The following is a 19,273-nucleotide window of genomic DNA, read 5'->3' as shown; positions in this document are numbered from 1 at the left end:
GGCTCCAGGCAAGATCAAACAACCGTCTCCCGGCGCGCCACAACCATCGGTTGTCCGTGCTTAGGGTGGTTCGGTGGACTCCGAGGCAGTGCGTTCGTTCGTCGTGGCGGCCGAGCTGGGCCAGGTGCAGCGCACCGCCGACGAGCTGGGCGTGACCCAGCAGGCCGTCTCGAAGCGGATCGCCGCCCTGGAACGAGAACTGGAGGTCCGCCTCTTCGTCCGCACCGCACGCGGCGTGGAACTGACGCCCGACGGCAGGGCGTTCCTCCCGCACGCACGTACCGTCGTGGCAGGTGTCGACCGCGCGATCGCCGCGCTCCGGCCGCGGGCCCTGCGGATCGACGTACTCGGCTTGCGCAGCGCTCAGGCCGTGGTGCTGCACGAGTACTGGCGATCGAACCCCGGTGTCGAGCTGGACGTGACCTCGCTCCGGCTCAACGACCCGCACGAGGTGGCCGCCCAGGTCGCGGCGGGCAAGGTCGACGCGTCGTTCCGTTCCGTCGTCGATCCGGCCGCGCTGCCACCCGGCGTGCGGATGATCCACGCCTTCGACTCACCGGCCGAGTTGCTGGTCGGCCCGCACCACCCGCTCGCGTCGGCGCGCACGGTGACCCCGGCACAACTGGGCGAGTTCCGGATCTGGGTACCTGGCATCGCGCCGCGCAGCGAGTGGGCGGAGTTCTACGACGAGCTCGTCACGACGTTCGACCTCCGGGTCGACGCGGCCGGCCCGCACTTCGGGGACGAGGTGCTGCTCGACACCCTCGCGGAGTCCGCCGAGGTGGCGACCCTGGTCGGCTCGCGCGACCGGTACACCTGGCCTGCCGGGCACGACCTGCGGCGCATCCCGGTGGTGAATCCGACGATCGCGTACCCGATCTCGTTGATGTTGCCCAGCGCGAGCCCGCATCCGCGGCTGCGCGGGGTCATCGAGCATCTCGCGGGACTGCCGCCGCTCACCGGACCGGTGTGGCGGCCTTCCTGGGCGGTGGCGGCGAGGGCGTGACCCTGGGCGAAGCAGAAATGCCGAAGGGCCCGGCTCGCCGAAGCGAGCCGGGCCCTTCAGAGCAATCAAGCGGCGGGACTCAGAAGTCCATGCCACCGGCGTCCGGCGCGGCCGGAGCAGCGTTCTTCTCCGGCTTGTCCGCGACGACAGCCTCGGTCGTCAGGAACAGCGCGGCGATGGACGCGGCGTTCTGCAGCGCGGAACGCGTGACCTTGGCCGGGTCGATGATGCCCGCGGCGACCAGGTCCTTGTACTCGCCGGTCGCGGCGTCCAGGCCCTCGCCCGCAGGCAGGGACTTGACGCGCTCGACCACGACGCCACCCTCAAGGCCGGCGTTGATGGCGATCTGCTTCAGCGGAGCCTCGACCGCAACCTTCACGATGTTGGCACCGGTCGCCTCGTCACCGGTCAGACGCAGACCCGCGAAGGCAGCCTCGGCAGCCTGGAGCAGCGCGACGCCACCACCGGCGACGATGCCCTCCTCAACCGCGGCCTTGGCGTTGCGGACGGCGTCCTCGATGCGGTGCTTGCGCTCCTTGAGCTCGACCTCGGTGGCCGCGCCCGCCTTGATGACGGCGACGCCGCCGGCGAGCTTGGCGAGGCGCTCCTGGAGCTTCTCGCGGTCGTAGTCGGAGTCCGACTTGTCGATCTCGGCGCGGATCTGGTTGACGCGGCCCTGGATCTGCTCCGCGTCGCCCGAGCCCTCGACGATGGTCGTCTCGTCCTTGGTGACGACGACCTTGCGGGCCTTGCCCAGCAGCGAGATGTCGGCGTTCTCCAGCTTCAGGCCGACGTCCTCGGTGATGACCTGGCCACCGGTGAGGGTGGCGATGTCCTGGAGGATGGCCTTGCGGCGGTCACCGAAGCCAGGCGCCTTGACGGCGACGGACTTGAAGGTGCCACGGATCTTGTTCACGACCAGGGTCGCGAGGGCCTCGCCCTCGACGTCCTCGGAGATGATCAGCAGCGGCTTGCCGCCCTGCATGACCTTCTCCAGGAGCGGGAGCAGGTCCTTGACCGTGGAGATCTTGGAACCGAACAGCAGGATGTACGGGTCCTCGAGGACCGCTTCCTGACGCTCGGGGTCGGTCACGAAGTAACCGGAGATGTAGCCCTTGTCGAAGCGCATACCTTCGGTGAGCTCGAGCTCGAGACCGAGGGTGTTGCTCTCCTCGACGGTGATGACGCCTTCCTTGCCGACCTTGTCCATCGCCTCGGCGATGAGCTCGCCGATCGTGGCGTCAGCGGCGGAGATGGACGCGGTAGCAGCGATCTGCTCCTTCGTCTCGATCTCCTTGGCGTTCTTCAGCAGCTGCTCGGCGATGGCCTCGACGGCCTGCTCGATGCCGCGCTTGAGGCCCAGCGGGTTGGCGCCGGCGGCCACGTTGCGCAGACCCTCGCGCACCAGAGCCTGGGCGAGAACGGTCGCGGTGGTGGTGCCGTCACCGGCGACGTCGTCGGTCTTCTTCGCGACTTCCTTGACGAGCTCGGCCCCGATCTTCTCCCACGGGTCCTCGAGCTCGATCTCCTTCGCGATGGAGACGCCGTCGTTCGTGATCGTCGGCGCACCCCACTTCTTCTCGAGCACGACGTTGCGGCCCTTCGGGCCGAGCGTCACCTTGACGGCGTCAGCGAGGGTGTTCATACCCCGCTCGAGACCGCGGCGGGCGTCCTCGTCGAACGCAATCATCTTGGCCATTGCGGTGTGTTCCTCCGCCTTTGTGGATTCTTGGGCCACTGCGGGCCGGCAGAGCCCACAGCGGAACACGATGCGAGTGGCCAGGTTGGTGCCCGCGACGGACGACTCCCCCGTCGTTCAACGGAGTTGCCTCACCGCCCTAGCTCACTTCTCTGGCACTCGACCGAGCCGAGTGCTAGTTCGTGTTTAGCACTCGGACACGGCGAGTGCAAGCGAACCGGGGCCGAACTCAGCGGGAGGTGCGCACCGGCACAGAGGTCGGCAGCGGCTTCTTCGAGGTCGGCTCGTCGCCGATGTTCAGCGTCGGCGAGGAGTTCGTCTTGGGCTGGCGCGCGGGCTCGTCCCGAGGCGTCAGGATCAGGACCACGATGATGATCACCACGATCGCCACCGCGGCCGCGATGACCGGCGCCAACCAGGCCGGCCGTTCCTTCTTGCCCGACGTGAACGCGCTCACGCCCACCTGGTTCGGCGGGCGCAGCCGGACCGGGTCCTGCAACGGCTGCTGCTGGTAGCCGCCCTGGTACGGCCCCTGCTGCACGGGCATCGGCCCGGACTGCGGCGTCTGCACCGGGATCGAGCCGGACGCGGGTCCGAGTTGAGCGGGAGCCGAGCCCAATGCGACTCCGGCGAGAGCGACGCGCGCGGCGGCCACCAGCTCGGCGCAGTTCGCGTACCGCTGCGACGGGTCCTTCGAGGTGCCCTTGCGGATCACCTCGTCGATCGCCGGCGGCAACGCCACGAGCTGCGACAACGCCGGGACGACCTGGCCGAGGTGGCCGGCGATGACCTCCTGCACGCCGCCCTGGAACGGCGGACGGCCGGAGAGACACGCGAACAACATGCAGGCCAGCGCGTACTGGTCGGTGCGGCCGTCGACGGGCTCGCCGCGCAGGTGCTCCGGCGCCGCGTAGGTCGGCGAGCCGAGGAAATCACCCGTTCGAGTGCGGTGGCCGGTGGCGCCGCGACGGGTCAGGCCGAAGTCGGCGACGTAGACGTGCTCGCGCACGCCTTCCTTGGTGGTCACCAGGACGTTGGCCGGCTTCACGTCGAGGTGCACGAGGCCCTTGCCGTGCAGCATGTCGAGCGCTTCCGCGACCTGCGCGAGCAGCCTCAGCGTGCGCTCGGGGGTGAGCGGCCCCTCCTTGATGTGGCCGGCGAGGTCCTGGCCGTCCACGAGCCGCATGGCGATGTACAGCAGGCCGTCGACCTCGTCGAAGTCGTACAGCGGCACGATGTTCGCGTGGTCGATGGCGGAGGTGTTGCGCGCCTCGTCGACGAACCGCTCGCGGAACTCCGCGTCGGGTGCGAGGTGCTCACCGATGACCTTGAGCGCCACCTTGCGGCCAAGTCTCACGTCCGTGGCCCGGTAGGTCACGCTCATGCCACCGCGGCCGAGCACGCCGTCGATCCGGTAATGCGCGATCCGCCGCCCGCTCAGGTCCTCCGACACGCCAGGCAGCCTAACGTCCGGCGAGATCGACTTGCGGAGGGTTCGCCGAAGCTGTGATCAGGTCGTCGTCATCCGGCGCGGCGCACGTCCGAAGCCTGGCTGCGTCCGTCCCGTCCGGCCTGCACCTCGAACTCCACCCGGTCGCCCTCGGAGAGGGTCCGGAAACCTTCCATCTGGATCGCCGAGTAGTGCACGAACACGTCGGGCCCGCCGTCGGTTGCGATGAAGCCGTATCCCTTTTCGGAGTTGAACCACTTGACGGTACCGAGAGCCAAGGCGTCCTCCTTCAGATCACGCAAGCAGAACGCAACGCTAAGAGAAGAAAAGTCACGCGGATACCTCCTTACGGAGTCATGAACGCGAGCTGACTCCGTTGGCGCGCAACCAGGTGGTGAGTCGCCGGGGTCCCCGCGTCTGGGTCAGCACGGCACCGGGACCGGCAAAGTCGAACACCAAGCCCTCGCCGGTGGGAATCGATTGCGCGCCATCAGGTGCGGAAGGCCGGAGGCGGCATTGCACGGTGTCCGCGAACGCTACGACGTGATCGCTGCTGATGGTCACCGCCTCGCCCGCCTCGAGCGTCACGAGGTCCAGCGCGCCGTAACAGGCGAGCACCACCGCGCCCTTGCCGTGCGCGTAGTTCAGGAAGCCTTCGACACCGCCGAAGAGCGCTTTCATCGGCGGCGCCTCGGGGTTCATCGCCACCGTGCTGCTCGACGCGATCCAGCTCTGCCGGGCGAGGCACCAGCCGTGCGCGCCGTCGAGCTCGACGAGGTGCAGGTCGCCGGGCAGCACCGGGGCCGAGTCGATCCAGCCGCCCTCCGCGCCCGCCGTGCACAGCGCTACCGCCTTGTCGCCCGCGCCTTTCACCTCGACCGTGAGCCCGTAGCTCGTGGCCGCGATGGTCAGCGGGTCGACCAGCACCAGCTCGCCGGGTGCGAGGACGAGTCTCGCCACGCCGAACGTCGGTGTGTGCCTGGTCCGGACCTGCACGAACAACACCTCCACGGATGAACTGGGCCAAGCGATCGTCACGACCACGTGGACGTTGGCAGTATGCAGTCGTGTCTCCCACCACCGTCGCCGAACACCGCCAGCGCGTCGCGGAGCTCGTCGGGCTCATGCCCGTGCTGCAGCTACCGCTCGACGAATGCCTCGGACTGGTGCTCGCCGCCGACGTCATCGCGCCCGTCTCCCTGCCACCGTTCGACAACTCCGCGATGGACGGATACGCCGTGCGCGCGGCCGATCTCGCCGGGGAACTCCCGGTCCGGCTGCCGGTCGCCGACGACATCCCCGCCGGGCGCGTCGAGCTGAACCCGCTGGCACCCGGCACCGTGCAGCGGATCATGACCGGCGCCCCGGTGCCGCCCGGCGCGGACGCGGTGGTCCAGGTCGAGTGGACCGACGGCGGCACGGAGACGGTGACGATCAACCGGGCCGTCACGGCGGGCACGAACATCCGGACCGCGGGCGACGACGTGGAGAAGGGCGACGCGGTGCTGGTCGCGGGCACGGTGCTGCGCCCGTCCACGCTCGGCCTCGCCTCCGCGCTCGGCCACCCCGAGCTCCCGGTGCGCCGCCGGCCGCGGGTGCTGGTCCTGTCCACGGGATCCGAGCTGGTCGAGCCCGGCCAGCCGTTGCAGCCGGGTCAGATCTACGAGTCCAACGGCATGATGCTCGCCTCCGCCGTGCGGGACGCGGGAGGCGTCGCGGTGCGGCTGCGGTTCGTGCCGGACGACGTGGAGGAGTTCCACCGCGCGCTGGCGCCGTACCTGAGCTCGGTGGACGTGATCGTGACGTCCGGCGGGGTCAGCGCGGGCGCGTACGAGGTGGTCAAGGACGCCCTGGCCAGCCACGACGTGCGGTTCACCAAGGTCGCGATGCAGCCGGGCGGACCACAGGGCGCCGGCACGTACGAGGGCCTGCCGGTGCTGACGCTGCCGGGCAACCCGGTGAGCGCACAGGTGTCGTTCGAGGTGTTCGTGCGGCCCGCGCTGCTGGCGTCGATGGGGCACACACAGGCCGAACGCCCGACCGCGCGGGCAACCGTGTCGTCCCCGCTGACGTCTCCAGCGGGGAGGACGCAGTTCCGGCGTGGCCTGTACGACCCGTCGTCCGGCCAGGTCGTGACGCCGGTCGGCGGGCCGGGGTCGCACCTGCTGTCGGCGCTCGCGCTGTCGAACTGCCTGATCGAGGTGCCGGAGGACGTCACCGAACTGGCGGCGGGGGACGAAGTCACCATCAGACACCTGCAGTAGACGGAGGCCTGGGGGAATGAGAGCGGCACTCGCGCTGGTGATGCTCGCGGGATTCTTCGTGCTCGCGGTGGCGCTCGCGGGAGGCCTGACGGCGATCGCGATCTGGCGGTTCTCGATCGGCGATGCCGAGGGCGGCGTCTGGATGCTCGTCGTCGCGGTGGGGCTCGGCGGCCCCGCGCTCTGGGCGACGCTGCGGGCGTTCTTCGCACGGCCGGAGCCGAGCGGGTTCCGGATGGCCCGCGAGGCGCATCCCGAGCTGTGGCGGCACGTGGACGAACTGGCGCGGCTCGCCGGCACGCGCGGTCCCGACGACATCCGGCTGGTCGACGGCGCGAACGCGGCCGTGTGGGAACGCCGAGGTGTGCGCTACCTGGAACTGGGCCTGCCGCTGGTGGCCGGGTTGAGCGTCGGCGAGCTGAGGTCGGTGCTCGCCCACGAGTTCGGCCACTACGGCGGCGGCCACACCCAGCTGTCGGCGATGACCTACCGGGCGAAGCTGGCACTGCAGCTCTCCCTGCGCGGGGACCGCGTGTTCGGGCTGCTCAGCGCGTGGGCGCACCTCTACGCGCTGGTCGCCGCGTCGGAGAGCCGTGACCACGAGCGGTTCGCCGACGAGGTGGCCGTCGCCGCGGCGGGCCGGGACGCGGCGCGCAGGGCGTTGCTGCGCAGCGGACCGGTGGGTGAGGCGTGGAACGACTACCTCACGTCTTACGTGTCGCTCGCGCTCATCGCGGGACGCACGCCGCCGTTGCTCGAAGGCTTTCGCTCCTACCTCGACCACCCGCGCCGCGTGCACGAACTGCGCGAGCTGGAACGCCGGATGGCAGAGCTGGAGCCGACGTCGGTGTTCGACAGCCACCCGCCGATCCGCGAGCGGGTGGCCACGATGGCCTTGCTGAGCAGCGGAGACGCGCCGATCGACGACCGGCCGGGCTGGACGTTGCTCTCGGGCATCCCGCCGGAGGCGACGTCACAGCTGGTCGGCGTGGAGGGCCCGGCGGCGACGTGGGAGGAGCTCGTCGGGTTGAGCGGCGCCGCCCAGGTGCGCCGCTACGCCGACGCGCTGCGGCACGCGGGCCGGGTGAGCAAGGTCGGCGAGACCCTGGCGGGCGTGCTGGCGGCGTTGGAACGGGGTGAGCTGCACCAGCTCACCGGCCGGCCGGTCGACGCCTCGCTCACCGCCGAGCAGGTGCACGAGGCCGCCGTCGAAACCGTGACGGAACTGCTCGCCTGCACAGTCGCCGACCAGCTGGTCTCCGCTAACCGCGCGATGCTGGAACTCAACTGGGGCGGGATGTTCGTGCTGCGGCTGCCCGACGGAGCTGCGATCTACCCGGATGATCTCGTGGCACCCGCGGTCCGTGACGCTAATCGGGTCCCCGAAGTGCGACGCCAGCTGCAAGCCATTGGCATCAACGGACTGTGACGGAACGCTCACCCAGCGACGTTGTTCACCCCATGTGACGGGGATTACACTGGCTGCAGGTGCCGGTCGGCACGTGCATTCGTCGGGGGATGCACGAGCCGACCGGCCACTTGCTTTCCCGGCAGGGCTAGTGGGCGGTTTGGCGTGTTGGCGTAGCGTGATGCCGCCCGACATCCACGGAAGCTACGGAACCCACAGACACGATGAGCAGCGAGAAGCCCGTCTCTCACTTCCTCGAACTCGCCCGCGGCATGGTGCCGCCGATGCACCCGGCTGGACGCCCGTTCGTCGCCGGCGCGGCGATCGCGACCCTCCTCGTCCGGCTGCGCTTCAAGCGGCTGGGCGTCGTCCTCGCCCTGGTCACGGCGTGGGTGGCGTGGTTCTTCCGCGAGCCGAAGCGCGTGACGCCGACCCGCCCGAACCTCGCGGTGGCTCCGGCCGACGGCACGGTCTCGCACGTCGTCGACGCCGTCCCGCCGGCCGAGCTCGGTCTCGGCTCGCAGCCGATGACGCGCGTCAGCGTGTTCCTCTCGGTCTTCGACGTGCACGTGCAGCGCGTGCCCGCGGACGGCGAGGTCGTCCAGGTCTCGTACCACCCCGGCAAGTTCCTCTCGGCCGACCTCGACAAGGCGTCCGAGGAGAACGAGCGCAACACCGTGTGGCTGCGCACCGTCAACGGCCACGACCTCGTCGTCGTGCAGATCGCCGGCCTGGTCGCGCGTCGCATCGTGTGCGAGGTCGCCGAGGGCGAGAAGGTCACCGCGGGCCAGACGTACGGCCTGATCCGCTTCGGCTCGCGCGTGGACCTCTACGTGCCGCGCGGCAGCCGCGTCCTGGTCGAGGCCGGCCAGCGCACCATCGGCGGGGAGACCGTCCTCGCTGAGCTCCCGGAGGCCTGATGGCGCCCAGCGGGCCCGGCGTTCGCCTCCTGCCGAACGCGATCACGGTCCTCGCCATGTGCTCGGGCCTGTCCGCCGTGCACTTCGCGAACGTCGGCATGTGGGGCGCGGCCATCGCCTCGATCGCGGCAGCAGCCGTGTTCGACGGCCTCGACGGCCGCATCGCCCGCCTGCTGGACGCGACGTCGAAGATGGGCGCCGAGCTCGACTCGCTGGCCGACGCCATCTCGTTCGGCGTTGCGCCCGCCCTCGCGATCTACCTCTGGAAGTTCGAGGGCAACAGGGCAGGCTGGGTCATCGCGCTGATCTTCGCGGTCTGCATGGTGGTCCGCCTGGCCCGCTTCAACACGTTGCTGGAGAAGGAACAGCCGCCGTTCGCGAAGGAGTTCTTCGTCGGCGTCCCCGCTCCGGCAGGCGGCCTGTTGCTGCTGCTGCCCCTGATCATCGAGGAGCAGGTCCGCACCGACGGCTGGTGGAACGACCCGATCGTCGTCGGCGTGTGGACGGTCGTCGTCGCGATCCTGCTGGTGTCACGCATCCCGACCCTGTCCGTGAAGACCGTGAAGGTGCCGCCGCGCGCGGTGGCCCCTCTGCTGGTCCTCATCGGACTGCTGGCCGCCGCGGTCATCACGTACCCGTTGGTGGCGCTGATCATCGCGATGGTCGTGTACCTCGGGCACCTGCCGTACTCGGTGCGCCGGTACATGTGGCTGTCCAAGCACCCGGAAGCGTGGACCGTCACGGGCGTCGAGCGCCGCGCGATCAAGCGCGCGCACGGCGTGGCAGCCCGCCGGCTCGGCCTGCGCCAACCGCTGCACGGCCGTGTGGCCGGTGCCGCGATGCGCGCGGTGCGTCGCCCACGGCGTGACGCCTCCACGGCTGCGGCTGCGGAGGGTGCGGCGCCGACGGCCGGTAACCGCCGTCGGTCCTGGCGCCAGATCGGGCTTCGCCGGCACCACAAGCCGTAAAAGCTCGCGCTCCCGATCTTGTCGGTGGCGCGGAGCACGTTGAAACGCAGGGGTTCCCAGCTCAAGGCAGGGCCCCGGCAAAGTCCCGTCAGGCCATCCGCCTGGCTGGCGATGGCGTGTGCAAGTACCACCAACCCAACATCAACAAGCACTTTGCTACTACCAACTGGCCTCGTCGATCCAGCCGCCACACCGCGCCCGGCCCATCTGACGAACATGTTGGGTGTAGTTGGCGGCGATTTGATCAAGAGTTGGTAGTACTTGCAGACGCCCACCAGCAGAAACGACTTTGCCGGGGCCTTGCCCTGGAGGGGGACCCCTGCGTCAGCTTCGGAACCCGGTGATCAGCGCGGCGGTCTAGAGTCGTCGACGTGATCACGCTGACGGCTCGCCTGTCCCCGTCCGCACTGGACACCCGGCGCGGCGTCGTCCGCCTCCACCCCGAGGTGCTCGACGCCTTGGGGCTGCGAGCGTGGGACGCCGTGAAGCTGACCGGTGCCCGCGTGAGCGCCGCCCTGGCCGCCGCCGGCGAGCAGCCTCCCGGTGTGGTCCTGGTGGACGACGTCACGCTGACGAACCTGGGCGTGGTCGAGGGTTCCGAGATCGTCGTGGCTCCCGTGCAGGTGGCGGGCGCGCGCTCGATCACCGTGGCCGGCTCCCGGCTGGCCAGCACCGCCCTGACGCCCGACCACGTCCGGTTGGCGTTGACCGGCAAGGTTCTCACCGTCGGCGACAACGTGAGCCTGCTTCCCCAGGACCTCGCGCCGCCGCCCGGCGCCAACGTCTCCGAGACGCGCCGCAAGCTGTCCAACGCCATCGGCATGACGTGGACCAACGAGCTCATCACCATCACCTCGACCGACCCGGCGGGGCCGGTGGCCGTTCAGCCCTCCAGTGTCGTGGGCTGGCGTTCGGCCTCGGCTCCCGCGGCCGAGATGACCCCGGTCGTGGTGCAGGAGAAGCACGAAGCTCTTCCCCTCACCGACCTGGTGGGCCAGAAGGACCAGGCCCGGCGGTTGACCGAGTGGCTGGAACTGATGTTCCGGCAACCGGAACTGCTCACCAAGCTCGGCGCGTCCGCACGGCTGGCCGCCATGGTCAGCGGTCCGGAAGGCGTGGGCAAGGCGACGTTGGTCCGTGCGGTGACCCACTCGGTGGGCGCGTCGATCGTCGAGCTGGCCGCGCCGAGCATCGGGGTGCTGGAACCGGGCGCGATGGCCAAGCAACTGGGCGACGCGATCGCCGGGGTCCCGGCACAGCCGACCGTCCTGCTGCTCACCGACGTCGACGCGCTGCTTCCCTCGACGCCTCCCCCGGTCGCGACGGTCGTGCTCGACATCCTGCGCACCGCCGTGTCCCGCCCGAACCTGGCGCTGGTGGTCACCTCCGCCCGCGCGGAGTCGGTCGACGCCCGCCTGCGTGCGCCTGATCTGGTGGACCGCGAGCTGACCCTGCCCCTCCCGGACGGGGCTACGCGCACCGAGCTGCTGCGGGTGCTGCTGCGCGACGTCCCGCTTGAGTCCGAAGTGGACTTGGGCGCGGTGGCCGAACGCACGCCCGGGTTCGTGGCGGCCGACCTGTGCGCCCTGCGCCGTGAGGCCGCGGTGCGAGCGGCGCTGCGCCAACGTGACGTGGCAGAACCCCGTGTGGGACAAGAGGATCTGCTCGGCGCGCTCGGCACTGTCCGCCCGATCTCCATGTCCGCCTCGGACACCATCCAGACCGGCGGGCTGACGCTGGACGACGTGGGCGACATGAAGGAGGTCAAGCAGGCCCTGACCGAGGCCGCGCTCTGGCCGCTGCGCTACCCGGACTCCTTTGCCCGCCTGGGCGTGGCACCGCCGCGCGGCGTGCTGCTGTACGGGCCGCCGGGATGCGGCAAGACGTTCCTGGTGCGCGCGCTCGCGGGCTCTGGCCAGTTGAACGTCCTGACCGTCAAGGGCGCCGAGCTGATGGACAAGTTCGTGGGCGAGTCGGAACGCGCTGTGCGTGAGCTGTTCCGCCGGGCCGCCGACGCCGCGCCGGCGTTGGTGTTCCTCGACGAGGTGGACGCGCTGGCCCCGCGCCGCGGTCAGTCGTCCGACTCCGGTGTGGCGGACCGGGTCGTGGCCGCGTTGCTGACCGAACTGGACGGCGTCGAACCCCTGCGCGACGTCGTGGTGATCGCCGCGACCAACCGCCCGGAGCTGATCGACCCCGCACTGCTGCGGCCTGGCCGGTTGGAGCGCCTGGTGAACGTGCCGCCGCCGGACGCCGAGGCCCGCACCGAAATCCTCAAAGCCTCTTCCCGCAACACTCCGCTCGCGGGCGACGTGGACCTGGCCGCACTGGCCGCCGAGCTGGACATGTACTCGGCGGCGGACTGCGCGGCCCTGGTGCGCGAAGCGGCGCTGACGGCGATGCGGGAGTCGCTGGACGCCGCCGAGGTGACCCAGGCGCACCTGGCCAAGGCGCGGAAAGTCGTGCGGCCGTCGCTCGACCCGGCCCAGCTGGCGGCGCTGGCGGCCTACGCGGCGAACCGCTCCAGCTAGCGGGTCCGGCGGTGGATCCCCTCCACCGCCGGGCACTCACTTGCTCTTGGACGGGCCCTGGTAGTCGTTGGTGACGATCAGGATGATGCCCGCCGGCGACTTCTCGATCCCGGTGAACCGAGGCTCGACCCGAGCCCGCAGCGCCGCCGCCAGCTCCTTGGCCGAAGCCTCTTCATCGGTCCCGGGCCGGTAGTACACGGTCGTGGTGGGGATGGTCCCCTGCGAGTAGTTGCCGGTGTCGGCGACGGTCCACCCGCTGGCCCGCACCTCGTCCGAGGCCTTCGAAGCCAGCCCGGTGATCGTCGAGTTGTTGTAGACCCGGACAGGAACCTTCGCCGCACCCGGCTGAGTCACCGGCGGAGGCGGCGGCTGTTCAGCGGAAGAAGCCGGCGGAACCGTCGTGGTGGTGGCGGCCGGCGGCGCGGACGACGCCTCCGTCGGCACGGTGGTCGGCGACCCGGTGGTCGTATGGGGTGGCGGCGCGGTGGAACTGCCCTCGGCGGAAGGTGGTGTGTCGGACCCACCACCGAACAGGCTGACCACACCGATGATCAGGGCCACGGCGGCGACGCCGAGCAGGGCGAACCCGGCGGCCTTGGCCGGACGGGACGGGCTGGCGGACTCGGGGGAGGTCATCAGTCCTCGGTGCTCCTGGCGCGTGCGCGAACCCTCTGGCGGCCTGTCCGCACGCCACGCAATCGTTTGACCAGCATCGGATCGGCAGCCAGCGCAGCTTCCTTCTCAACAAGAGCGTTGAGCAGCTGGTAGTAGCGAGTGGCCGACATGTCGAACAGTTCCCTGATGGCCTGTTCCTTGGACCCCGAGTACTTCCACCACTGCTTCTCGAACGCCAGCATCGTGCGTTCGCGGCTGGTCAGCCCGTCAGCGGAGGTAAGCGCCTCGGCGTGATCCATCTGGCTCCCCACGGTCGCCACACCATCTCAGGTGCGGGCAATTCAATCACGTGATCGTTCCAACCTACCGCGCGACACCGACAGTTTTGGACCGCTTAAAGTCTGACCATGGCCGTGCATCGCATCCGCATCGCTGGTGACCCCGTGCTTCACAACCCGACGCGTGAGATCACCGAGTTCGACACCGAGCTGAAGACGCTCGTCGACGACATGTTCGAGACGATGGCAGCCGCTCGCGGAGTCGGGCTCGCGGCCAACCAGATCGGTTTCGACCTGCGGGTCTTCGTGTACGACTGCCCGGACGACGAGGGCGTGCAGCACCGCGGCGTGATCGTGAACCCGGTGCTCGAGACCTCCGAGATCCCGGAGACCATGCCGGACCCGGACGACGACTTCGAGGGTTGCCTGTCGGTGCCCGGCGAGGCGTACCCGACCGGACGCGCCCACTGGGCGAAGGTGACCGGCCAGGACCTCGACGGGCAGCCGTTCGAGGTCGAGGGCACCGGCTTCTTCGCGCGTTGCCTGCAGCACGAGACCGACCACCTCAACGGCTACCTGTACCTCGACCGGCTCATCGGCCGGTACAAGAAGGAGTCGAAGCGGATGCTGCGCGACAACGAGTGGGGTGTGCCGGACCTGTCCTGGGACCCGGCAGACCCCGCGAACTTCGACGACGAGGACGACGACTAAGGCCGGAGCACCGACTCCACCTGCGCCAGTTCGTCCGCCGTCAGCGGTCCGAACGCCAGCGCACCCGCGTTCTCCTCGACCTGCTCCACCGTCCGGACGCCCGGAATCGGGATCAGCCGGGGAGAACGCGCCCAGAACCACGCCAGCGCGCCCTGCACCAACGTCCTGCCACCGGACGTCAGCACGTCCCGCACGGCCTCCCGCGCCCGGAAGTACTCCGGTGAGGGCTTCCCGTCGACGAAGAACCGCAGCCACGACGGGTTCGTGACGCGCACGTCGTCGGCGGGCAGCTCGGTGAACGTCTCCCGCGCCAGCAGCCCCATCGCGAGCGGACGCCGGCACAGCACCGCGAAGTCGCCCGCGTACATCTCGGGGTTGTCGAACAGCAGGTTGATGTCGGCCTGAGCGGCGACGCCGTGCTCACCGGCCGCGAAGAACCGCGCCCGCTCGACGTCGTCCGTGCTCCACCCGTACGCGCGGATCTTGCCCGCGGCGACCAGCGCCTCGCACTCGTCCCGCAGCAGCGCGGCCTCCTCCAGCGGCAGGTCGCCGATGTGCAGCTGGTACAGGTCGATGTAGTCGGTACCCAGTCGCCGCAACGACCCCTCGACGGCGCGGCGCAGGTACTCGACAGACCCCTCGTTCCCGGTCATCCGACGCGACTCCGCGTCGAACCCGCAACCCCACTTGGTCGCGATCGACACCTGGTCACGCATGCCCGCAAACGCTTGCCCCACGAGCGTTTCCGCGTGCCCGCACCCGTAGACGTCCGCGGTGTCGAACAGCGTCACGCCCAGTTCAACGGCCCGCTGCAACGCCTTGATCGACTGCCCGTCGTCGGCAGGCCCCCAGCCGACCGGCGCACCGTCCGGGCCCGAGAACGGTCCACCCATGGCCCACGTGCCGAAACCCATCTTGCCCAGATCCGTCATGGGCACCAGCGAACATCCTGGAGCGCACTCCAGGTCAACCAGCCGCTTCCAGAAAAATAAAAACTGTTGCTCCGATCGGCGACCATCAAGGCATGCCACTCGAAAACATCGTCGCCTTCGTGGCGGCTTCGTTCCTCATCGCACTGTCGCCCGGACCTGGCACGGCCATGGTCCTGCGACAGTCGGTGCACGGGCGAAAAGCCGCGCTGGCGACGGTGTTCGGCATGGAGGTCGGCGTCGCGTGCTGGGCCGTCGCCGCGGCTCTGGGCCTGTCCGTCCTGCTCACGGCGTCCGAGATCGCCTACCACGCGCTGCGGATCGTCGGCGCGGTCTTCCTGATCTACCTGGGCGTCAAGGCCCTGATCAGCAAGAGCCTGCCCTCCGACGAGCCTCCGCCGGCCAGCCACGCGTTCCGCAGCGGGTTGATCGTGAACCTGGCCAACCCGAAGCTCGGCGTGTTCGCGATCTCGTTCCTACCGCAGTTCGTGCCTGCCGGGGAGGCCGGCCAGAGGGTTCTGCTCTTCCTCGCCATCGGCTGGGTGCTGATCGACACCGTCTGGTACCTGATCATCGCGTCGATCCTGCACACCATCCGCGGCTGGCTCAGCCGTCCGCGGGTTCGTCCCGCGCTCGAGAAGCTGTCGGGCGGCGTGCTGCTGGCGCTCGGAATCCGGCTGGTACTCAACCCGCGTTGAGATCGGGTTGCCCCGGCGCCAGAACAGCTCGGGCAACCCGGCCAGCTCGTCGAGGGTGTGGCACGCGGCCATGGACGCGTAGCCGCCGGCCAGCACATGCGCGCGAACGCGGTCGAGACGACCGAACTCGATCACCTCACCGGCGATCAGGAACGGCAGCACCAGCTGCCAGGCCTGCACCACCGCCGGCCGGCGCCGGTGGGGTGCGCGCAGGGCCGCGCGGGCGACTCGTAACAGGTGCTCGTTCGCGCTCATCGTGTACGGGTGCGCCGAGTGGTCCCAGTTCCACCGGCGCTCCTCGGTGACCGCGCACCGCACGCACTCGACCGGTCCGGTGCCGAGCTCGGCACCGCAGCGGGAGCACGCCAGCAGCGTCATCGCCCAGTCGACGCACGTCCACGGGTACTGCCCGACGTCGGCGGAGGTCACCAGCTCGGCCAGCTCCCGGTCCGCCAGCTGGGACGACGTTCGCAGGGCCTCCCAGTCCGCGAGCCAGAACTGGTCGAGCAGTTCCGCGCAGAAACCGCAGTCGGGGTAGCCGCGACCTGCGAGTTCACCGCAGGAAGGGCATGCCGAGACCACGGCGGGACGTTGACCGCGACGCGCGCCGGGCGGGAACGGCTGATGATCCGCCACGAGAGAGAAGGTTAGGGGCAAACGACGGCCTTGGCAGCTGCGGCACGCGCTGACTATGGTCGGGTCTCGACAACTCAACACAACGCGGGAGCTCGCGCCTGAGCGGGCTGAGAGGGTGACTGGCAGTAGTGCCGGTGTCACCGACCGCCTGAACCTGACCGGGTAATGCCGGCGTAGGGAGGAATGTCGTGACGGCACTTGACGACCGTTCGGTCAAGCCCAGCGTTACCACCGGCCCGATCTCGGGCTCCCGCAAGGTGTACCGCGATGGTGTGCCTTTCCGCAGGGTGGAACTGACCAACGGCGAACATGTCGATCTGTACGACACTTCCGGTCCGTATACCGACGACAACGCGACCATCGACGTCCACAGTGGACTTCCCGATCTGAGGTCGGGGTGGATCGCCGCACGGGAACCGATCAACGGAGCTGTCAGCCAGCTCGCGTACGCGAAGGCCGGGATCATCACCCCGGAGATGCGCTACATCGCGGTGCGCGAGAACCTCGACGCGGAGTTCGTCCGCAACGAGGTCGCCATCGGGCGTGCGGTCATTCCGTTGAACCGCAAGCACCCCGAGGCCGAGCCGATGATCATCGGCAAGAAGTTCCTCGTCAAGATCAACGCCAACATCGGCAACTCCGCCGTGTCATCGTCGATCGAGGACGAGGTCGAGAAGATGGTGTGGGCGTCCCGCTGGGGTGCCGACACGATCATGGACCTGTCCACCGGCAAGCGGATTCACGAGACGCGCGAGTGGATCCTGCGCAACTCGCCCGTGCCGATCGGCACCGTGCCGATCTACCAGGCGCTGGAGAAGGTCAACGGCGATCCGGCCTCACTGACGTGGGAGATCTACCGCGACACCGTGATCGAGCAGTGCGAGCAGGGCGTCGACTACATGACCGTGCACGCGGGCGTGCTGCTGCGGTACGTGCCGCTGACGGCCAAGCGCGTCACCGGCATCGTCTCGCGCGGCGGGTCGATCATGGCCGCGTGGTGCCTCGCGCACCACAAGGAGAGCTTCCTCTACACGCACTTCGAGGAACTCTGCGACATCCTGCGCGCCTACGACGTGACGTTCTCGCTGGGTGACGGGCTGCGGCCGGGTTCCATCGCGGACGCCAACGACGCGGCGCAGTTCGCCGAGCTGAAGACCCTGGGTGAGCTCACGCACATCGCGCGGGCCAAGGACGTCCAGGTGATGATCGAGGGCCCCGGCCACGTGCCGATGCACAAGATCGCCGAGAACGTGCGGCTGGAGGAGGAGTGGTGCGGTGAGGCGCCGTTCTACACCCTCGGCCCGCTGGCCACGGACATCGCGCCGGCGTACGACCACATCACGTCCGCGATCGGCGCGGCGCAGATCGGCTGGCTGGGCACCGCGATGCTCTGCTACGTCACGCCGAAGGAGCACCTCGGCCTGCCGAACCGGGACGACGTGAAGACCGGCGTGATCACGTACAAGATCGCCGCGCACTCCGCCGACCTCGCCAAGGGCCACCCCGGCGTCCAGGACTGGGACGACGCGCTGTCCAAGGCGCGCTTCGAGTTCCGCTGGGAAGACCAGTTCAACCTGTCGCTCGACCCGGACACCGCGCGCTCGTTCCACGACGAGACGCTCCCCGCGGAACCGGCGAAGACGGCGCACTTCTGCTCGATGTGCGGGCCGAAGTTCTGCTCGATGAAGATCACCCAGGACGTGCGGCGCTACGCCGAGGAACGCGGACTGTCCACAGTGGAGGCGATCGAGGCGAGCATGGCGGAGAAGTCCGACGAGTTCGCCGACACGGGCAACAAGGTCTACCTTCCGGTCGTGGAGACTTCGTGACCGGGACACCACCGAGGGTCCTCACCATCGCCGGAAGTGATTCCGGCGGTGGTGCGGGTATCCAGGCCGACCTCCGCACGCTCTTCGCGTGCGGAGTGCACGGCTGCGTCGCCCTGACGGCCGTGACGGTCCAGAACTCCTTGGGCGTCACGGGAGTTTCCGAGATCCCGGCGGACGTCGTCGCCGCGCAGATCATCTCGGTCGCCGAGGACATCGGGCTGCAGGCCGCGAAGACCGGCATGCTGGCCTCAGCTCGGATCATCGAGGCGATCACGCCCGCGCTGGACCGCGTCGGCATCGGTCGTGGCTCGAAGACCCCGTTCGTCGTCGACCCCGTTTCGGCGTCGATGCACGGCGACCAACTGCTGGCCGACTCGGCGCTGGACGCGTTGCGGGGCTTGCTCTTCCCACGCGCGACGCTGGTGACGCCGAACCTCGACGAGGTGCGGCTGATCACCGGGATCGCGGTGAAGGACCGCGCGGACCAGCGGGTGGCAGCGGAAGCGTTGCACGCCTTGGGACCGGAGTGGGTGCTCGTGAAGGGCGGCCACATGTGGGACGACCCGGAGTGCCTCGACCTGTTGTACGACGGCCGCGAGTTCATCGAACTGCCCGGCCCGCGTTACGACGTGAAGCACACGCACGGCAGCGGTGACACCCTCGCGTCGTCGATCAGTTCGGCGCTCGCTCGCGGTGCGTCGGTGCCGGAGGCCGTGCGGTTCGGCAAGGACTTCATCGTGAAGTCCGTCGCGGCCGCCTATCCTCTGGGCGCCGGCGTCGGCCCGGTGTCGCCGTTCTGGAGCCTCGACAGGTAACGGGCGTACATCGCCTTCAGGTCGGTCTGCTCCGGATCGAGCAGCCAGACCGTCAGCGCGCCTTCCAGGAACGCGATCAGCTCCACTGCGGCCGCTTCGCCCCACTGTGCGGCGAAGTGGCCGCGGAGCATTCGATTGCGTTCGCGGAAACGCCGCGTGATCTCGTCATCGCGTGCCAGGTGCTCGGCCTGCAGCACCGTGTGCAACGTCGCCAAACCCTTGTGCGCCATGGTGTGTTCGGCGTCTTCCAGCAACGCCGTGACGAGGTCTTTCGATGACACGCGCGCTGCCGCCCGTGCGTCGAACTCGTCGAGAACCGCCTTGAGCAGGTTCTCCTTGGACCCGAAGTGGTGGATCACCGCGGACGGCGTGACGTCCGCCTTCTTCGCGATGGCCGCGACGCCCGTGCCCGCGTATCCGTTGGTACCGAACAGTTCTATTGCGGCGTCAACGATCTCGCGACGTCGCTCGACGCCGCGCTGCTGCACCTGCCCCTTGATCCCAACGATGGAAAAAGAC

Annotated in this window: 20 protein-coding genes and 1 riboswitch; of the genes, 12 read left to right on the top strand and 8 right to left on the bottom strand. The window is 69.5% G+C overall.

The window, feature by feature from the left end; all coding sequences use genetic code 11:
• Nucleotides 1–73 precede the first annotated feature (73 nt).
• A complete protein-coding gene (locus B0F77_RS10350) occupies nt 74–1,006 on the top strand; it encodes a LysR family transcriptional regulator (protein ID WP_086662589.1) in 933 nt (310 codons plus the stop codon).
• A gap of 79 nt (nt 1,007–1,085) precedes the next feature.
• On the opposite strand, the gene groL is transcribed toward B0F77_RS10350, so the two are convergent.
• The 4 genes from groL to B0F77_RS10330 all read right to left on the bottom strand — a co-directional run bounded on the left by groL (nt 1,086) and on the right by B0F77_RS10330 (nt 5,151).
• Nucleotides 1,086–2,705 carry a chaperonin GroEL gene (gene groL / locus B0F77_RS10345; RefSeq protein ID WP_086662588.1) on the bottom strand — a complete coding sequence of 540 codons (1,620 nt, stop codon included), beginning with the start codon at nt 2,703–2,705 and terminating at the stop codon, nt 1,086–1,088.
• Between the two features lie 229 nt (nt 2,706–2,934).
• The gene (locus B0F77_RS10340; RefSeq protein WP_086662587.1) at nt 2,935–4,158 is read right to left on the bottom strand and encodes a serine/threonine-protein kinase; all 1,224 of its coding nucleotides are present in this window, start codon (nt 4,156–4,158) and stop codon (nt 2,935–2,937) included.
• 68 nt (nt 4,159–4,226) lie between these two features.
• Nucleotides 4,227–4,433 carry a cold-shock protein gene (locus B0F77_RS10335; protein ID WP_030470913.1) on the bottom strand — a complete coding sequence of 69 codons (207 nt, stop codon included), beginning with the start codon at nt 4,431–4,433 and terminating at the stop codon, nt 4,227–4,229.
• A gap of 76 nt (nt 4,434–4,509) precedes the next feature.
• The gene (locus B0F77_RS10330) at nt 4,510–5,151 is read right to left on the bottom strand and encodes an AIM24 family protein (protein WP_086662720.1); all 642 of its coding nucleotides are present in this window, start codon (nt 5,149–5,151) and stop codon (nt 4,510–4,512) included.
• Nucleotides 5,152–5,222: 71 nt separating this feature from the next.
• On the opposite strand from B0F77_RS10330, the gene moeA reads away from it, so the two are divergent.
• The 5 genes from moeA to B0F77_RS10305 all read left to right on the top strand — a co-directional run bounded on the left by moeA (nt 5,223) and on the right by B0F77_RS10305 (nt 12,243).
• Nucleotides 5,223–6,419, top strand: coding sequence for a molybdopterin molybdotransferase MoeA (moeA, locus tag B0F77_RS10325; protein ID WP_281252487.1), 1,197 nt, complete (start codon nt 5,223–5,225; stop codon nt 6,417–6,419).
• A 16-nt stretch (nt 6,420–6,435) separates the two neighbouring features.
• Complete coding sequence (locus B0F77_RS10320) at nt 6,436–7,845, top strand: M48 family metallopeptidase (protein WP_086662585.1); 1,410 nt, start codon at nt 6,436–6,438, stop codon at nt 7,843–7,845.
• Nucleotides 7,846–8,048: 203 nt separating this feature from the next.
• Complete coding sequence (locus tag B0F77_RS10315; protein ID WP_086662584.1) at nt 8,049–8,744, top strand: phosphatidylserine decarboxylase; 696 nt, start codon at nt 8,049–8,051, stop codon at nt 8,742–8,744.
• Nucleotides 8,744–9,712, top strand: coding sequence for a CDP-diacylglycerol--serine O-phosphatidyltransferase (gene pssA, locus B0F77_RS10310; protein WP_086662583.1), 969 nt, complete (start codon nt 8,744–8,746; stop codon nt 9,710–9,712). The genes B0F77_RS10315 and pssA overlap by 1 nt, the downstream gene beginning before the upstream one ends.
• A gap of 371 nt (nt 9,713–10,083) precedes the next feature.
• The gene (locus tag B0F77_RS10305; RefSeq protein WP_086662582.1) at nt 10,084–12,243 is read left to right on the top strand and encodes an AAA family ATPase; all 2,160 of its coding nucleotides are present in this window, start codon (nt 10,084–10,086) and stop codon (nt 12,241–12,243) included.
• A 36-nt stretch (nt 12,244–12,279) separates the two neighbouring features.
• Here B0F77_RS10305 and B0F77_RS10300 read toward each other — a convergent pair whose 3' ends face one another.
• On the bottom strand, nt 12,280–12,879 hold the full coding sequence (locus B0F77_RS10300; RefSeq protein WP_086662581.1) for a LytR C-terminal domain-containing protein: 600 nt from the start codon (nt 12,877–12,879) through the stop codon (nt 12,280–12,282).
• Nucleotides 12,879–13,157, bottom strand: coding sequence for a DUF3263 domain-containing protein (locus B0F77_RS10295; RefSeq protein WP_086662719.1), 279 nt, complete (start codon nt 13,155–13,157; stop codon nt 12,879–12,881). Before B0F77_RS10295 ends, B0F77_RS10300 begins: the two co-directional genes overlap by 1 nt.
• A gap of 108 nt (nt 13,158–13,265) precedes the next feature.
• On the opposite strand from B0F77_RS10295, the gene B0F77_RS10290 reads away from it, so the two are divergent.
• Nucleotides 13,266–13,847, top strand: a complete 582-nt coding sequence (locus B0F77_RS10290) for a peptide deformylase (protein WP_086662580.1) — start codon at nt 13,266–13,268, stop codon at nt 13,845–13,847.
• On the opposite strand, the gene B0F77_RS10285 is transcribed toward B0F77_RS10290, so the two are convergent.
• A complete protein-coding gene (locus tag B0F77_RS10285; protein ID WP_086662579.1) occupies nt 13,844–14,779 on the bottom strand; it encodes an aldo/keto reductase in 936 nt (311 codons plus the stop codon). The genes B0F77_RS10290 and B0F77_RS10285 overlap by 4 nt on opposite strands.
• A gap of 92 nt (nt 14,780–14,871) precedes the next feature.
• Here B0F77_RS10285 and B0F77_RS10280 point away from each other — a divergent pair, with 92 nt between their 5' ends.
• The 5 genes from B0F77_RS10280 to thiD all read left to right on the top strand — a co-directional run bounded on the left by B0F77_RS10280 (nt 14,872) and on the right by thiD (nt 18,754).
• Nucleotides 14,872–15,474 (top strand): LysE family translocator, encoded by a 603-nt coding sequence (locus tag B0F77_RS10280; protein ID WP_086662578.1) that lies wholly within the window; start codon nt 14,872–14,874, stop codon nt 15,472–15,474.
• Between the two features lie 57 nt (nt 15,475–15,531).
• Nucleotides 15,532–15,708 carry a ParB N-terminal domain-containing protein gene (locus B0F77_RS47805; RefSeq protein WP_158102659.1) on the top strand — a complete coding sequence of 59 codons (177 nt, stop codon included), beginning with the start codon at nt 15,532–15,534 and terminating at the stop codon, nt 15,706–15,708.
• A gap of 67 nt (nt 15,709–15,775) precedes the next feature.
• Nucleotides 15,776–16,012, top strand: a complete 237-nt coding sequence (locus B0F77_RS47800; protein WP_158102658.1) for a hypothetical protein — start codon at nt 15,776–15,778, stop codon at nt 16,010–16,012.
• A gap of 172 nt (nt 16,013–16,184) precedes the next feature.
• Nucleotides 16,185–16,309: riboswitch (TPP riboswitch) on the top strand.
• Nucleotides 16,299–17,939: a phosphomethylpyrimidine synthase ThiC gene (gene thiC, locus B0F77_RS10270; RefSeq protein ID WP_086662576.1), complete on the top strand. Its 1,641-nt coding sequence runs from the start codon at nt 16,299–16,301 to the stop codon at nt 17,937–17,939. Its footprint overlaps the riboswitch before it by 11 nt.
• A complete protein-coding gene (thiD, locus tag B0F77_RS10265) occupies nt 17,936–18,754 on the top strand; it encodes a bifunctional hydroxymethylpyrimidine kinase/phosphomethylpyrimidine kinase (protein WP_086662575.1) in 819 nt (272 codons plus the stop codon). The genes thiC and thiD overlap by 4 nt, the downstream gene beginning before the upstream one ends.
• Here the strand turns inward: thiD and B0F77_RS10260 are convergent.
• On the bottom strand, nt 18,697–19,242 hold the full coding sequence (locus tag B0F77_RS10260) for a TetR/AcrR family transcriptional regulator (protein ID WP_211293742.1): 546 nt from the start codon (nt 19,240–19,242) through the stop codon (nt 18,697–18,699). The genes thiD and B0F77_RS10260 overlap by 58 nt on opposite strands.
• Nucleotides 19,243–19,273 lie beyond the last annotated feature (31 nt).

The organism is Lentzea kentuckyensis, from assembly GCF_002150765.1.
GTDB classification, from domain to species: Bacteria; Actinomycetota; Actinomycetes; order Mycobacteriales; family Pseudonocardiaceae; genus Lentzea; species Lentzea kentuckyensis.
The sequence above is the reverse complement of the archived record's forward strand: the minus strand, read 5'-3'. Positions and strand labels throughout refer to the sequence as shown.

Bases quoted from the DNA above. Each gene is read 5' to 3' on its own strand.
- B0F77_RS10285 (WP_086662579.1), bottom strand. From the start codon at position 14,779: ATGACGGATCTGGGCAAGATGGGTTTCGGCACGTGGGCCATGGGTGGA.
- groL (WP_086662588.1), bottom strand. From the start codon at position 2,705: ATGGCCAAGATGATTGCGTTCGACGAGGACGCCCGCCGCGGTCTCGAG.
- B0F77_RS10320 (WP_086662585.1), top strand. From the start codon at position 6,436: ATGAGAGCGGCACTCGCGCTGGTGATGCTCGCGGGATTCTTCGTGCTC.
- B0F77_RS10315 (WP_086662584.1), top strand. From the start codon at position 8,049: ATGAGCAGCGAGAAGCCCGTCTCTCACTTCCTCGAACTCGCCCGCGGC.
- B0F77_RS10290 (WP_086662580.1), top strand. From the start codon at position 13,266: ATGGCCGTGCATCGCATCCGCATCGCTGGTGACCCCGTGCTTCACAAC.
- B0F77_RS10295 (WP_086662719.1), bottom strand. From the start codon at position 13,157: ATGGATCACGCCGAGGCGCTTACCTCCGCTGACGGGCTGACCAGCCGC.
- B0F77_RS10280 (WP_086662578.1), top strand. From the start codon at position 14,872: ATGCCACTCGAAAACATCGTCGCCTTCGTGGCGGCTTCGTTCCTCATC.
- pssA (WP_086662583.1), top strand. From the start codon at position 8,744: ATGGCGCCCAGCGGGCCCGGCGTTCGCCTCCTGCCGAACGCGATCACG.
- B0F77_RS10300 (WP_086662581.1), bottom strand. From the start codon at position 12,879: ATGACCTCCCCCGAGTCCGCCAGCCCGTCCCGTCCGGCCAAGGCCGCC.